This is a genomic window from uncultured Nostoc sp., assembly GCF_937863485.1.
Classification (GTDB): Bacteria; Cyanobacteriota; Cyanobacteriia; order Cyanobacteriales; family Nostocaceae; genus Nostoc.
This window is the reverse complement of record NZ_CALMFY010000049.1, coordinates 1-2,357: the sequence shown is the minus strand read 5'-3', so window position 1 is coordinate 2,357 and position 2,357 is coordinate 1. Positions and strand designations below refer to the sequence as shown.

The 2,357-nt window shown below is 45.9% G+C and carries 2 protein-coding genes; both read right to left on the bottom strand.

Features of this window, described 5'->3' with window-relative positions; translation table 11 throughout:
• Nucleotides 1-255, bottom strand: a 255-nt coding sequence (locus Q0541_RS07435) for a hypothetical protein (RefSeq protein WP_298907681.1), incomplete at its 3' end; no start/stop codon positions are given.
• 14 nt (nucleotides 256-269) lie between these two features.
• Nucleotides 270-2,357 (bottom strand): ATP-binding protein (locus tag Q0541_RS07430; RefSeq protein ID WP_298907678.1); only part of this gene is annotated, 2,088 nt, incomplete at its 5' end.

The window sequence follows — 2,357 nt, the reverse complement described above, 5'->3', positions numbered from 1 at the left end:
AGCAAATGCGATCGCCGAAATAACAAATGCGAACGCCGAAATAGCAAATGCGAACACCGAAATAACAAATGCAATCGCTGAAGTAGCAAATGCAATCGCTGAAGTAGCAAATGCGTAGGCGTAGCCAGCCGTAGGCATCGCCGATATAACAAATGCGTAGGCGTAGCCAGCCGTAGGCATCGCTGACATAACAAATGCGATCGCTAAAATTAAGTCCGCCTTCGCGGACTTAGCCTGTGTAGCCGCGAATTCCATTCGCCTTCCATTCGTTACTGCTGTAAAACCCAACGGCGAAACAGTTCTACCATAATCCGCCAGCTTCCCTGAGTTTCCTCAACGACATCATGACGCTTCAGAGTATTCAGCGCTTCCTGTAAATCAGCGTCGTTCATACCTGTAGACTGAGCTAAGGCATCCAGACTTAGCCCTTCTGGTTGAGGTACAAGTAGTTGTATTATTGCCTGTTGACCATCTGCACCCCGCGCCGCCTGACCCCAAACCCCATCAAAGTAGTAGCGTCCCCGCTTGAAAAACTCAGGGTCATTGATAACTGCTTCCACGTCTTCTACTGTGAAAACTGGGTCACGCGATCGTCCTTGCTCAAAAACAAAGTCATTGTAGCGGCGCACTAGCTGAAAACCCAGCAGTTGCACTAAATATGGTTGACCATGCGTCAAAGCATAAATTTCATCTAAAGCTTCTGGGATGTAGTCGAGGGGGAAGTCTTCATTACCTGGGTTAGCGAGAATTTGGGGAGTAGCTGCACGTTCTTGAAAGCCTACATGAATAGGAATGACGCTAGCAAAGAAGGGTTGAAAATAATCTGCTGTCATTTCCTCTAAAGTATGTAAACCAGCAAAAGCAAAGCCAACTTTAGAACTCATTTGCACTAAACCCCGCAGAAAACCCATAAAGTCGATAGGGATTTTTTTCGCTTCAATTAAATCTTCAATTTTCTCGAATTCGTCTAAGGCAATGATTAACCCACCATCTAGCTTTGCTTCCACCTGTTTTAAATAGCGTTCAAAAGTCCGGTAGGGGAGATTAAGTAAATCAGCATCAGTTGGGGGTGGAAGTTCGAGAGTTCGAGAAATTTCATCACAAATTGCCATCAGCACCTCACCTACACCTTGGGGGCTATCTCCCAAACGTAGCAAGTTGACATAGGCTAGTTGTATTTGTGAGCCTAGACAGTTAGCAGCGTTAAGCAGAATAGAAGTTTTGCCCATACGCCTGTGACCGTAGAGAACTACAGACTGGAGTTGATTACCCATCACCCAGAGTTCTTCTAACTGTCTGATGATATCTTCTCGCCCAATAAAGAGATGACCTTGAACGGGGTCGCCTACAACATAAGGATTAATCACAGGCTTGGTGATGGAAATTTCTCCTACTTCACCAGTGATTTGTAAAAGGCTTTCTTTCCAAGTTTGAGCGATACCTATGATTAACCCTTGCTCTGCTTGCGGCAAGGTATGAGCTTGATTTAGGATGTTTGTCAGTTCGCCTAATGCTCGATTAAGAGCTAAAGACCTGGCTGAACGTGAGACGTTGCGCTCTACAAACTGGACATCCTCAACAACTCGACGCAGACTAGCAAGGACTTTCCAAGTAATTGGACGTAAAAGTGGTTCCTGTGGAAAAGGAGGAACTTGGATAGCTGCAATAGACGCTGATGTTTGAGCTTTATCAAACACAGCTAGAGTTTGAGCAAGGGTATACATTTCCTCACCGTAGAGAAGAGAACGTACTACAACAAAAGCCTCCATTGCTTTGGCTGACTCATATTCATGCAGATGCCAGAAACCAGCAACAACTGCACGGGTAGGAGTATCTAAGCGAGTGTCTGTGTTAAAACGAGCCTGTAAACCTTCTTGCCAAGAACTAGGGAAGAAAAAGAACCAGGGCAAAGAGAAGAAATCTCTGACAAACCTTGATTTTAGGGTTTCATCTAGAGAAGCTGAAGCAAAACGTACTATATTCCAATCAAAAGGATTTGCCGCCAGTCGAGAGACATTCCAAATAAGTTGCTCTGAGGGGATTTTGACAAGTACTCTATTGACTGCTTGGACAACAGGAATGAATTGTAGGGTATATGCCAGAAGTTCATTAGTATTATGTAAACCTGTTTCCCAATCATTTTGCAACCAATTTTCCAAGCGCCAAACAAGATTAGGAAGGGGAAGCGGAGTGATGCGGGGGAGTAGCCAATTACCGTTTCGGATGATTCGCAAGTTTAAAGGTGAGCCAATAAGCCAGGTTTCTGGACGCAGTACCGCCACGCCGAACCCCACGCCTAACCCCACGCCGAACCCTACGCCTTCCGCCACGCCGAACCCCACGCCTACCGCCACGCC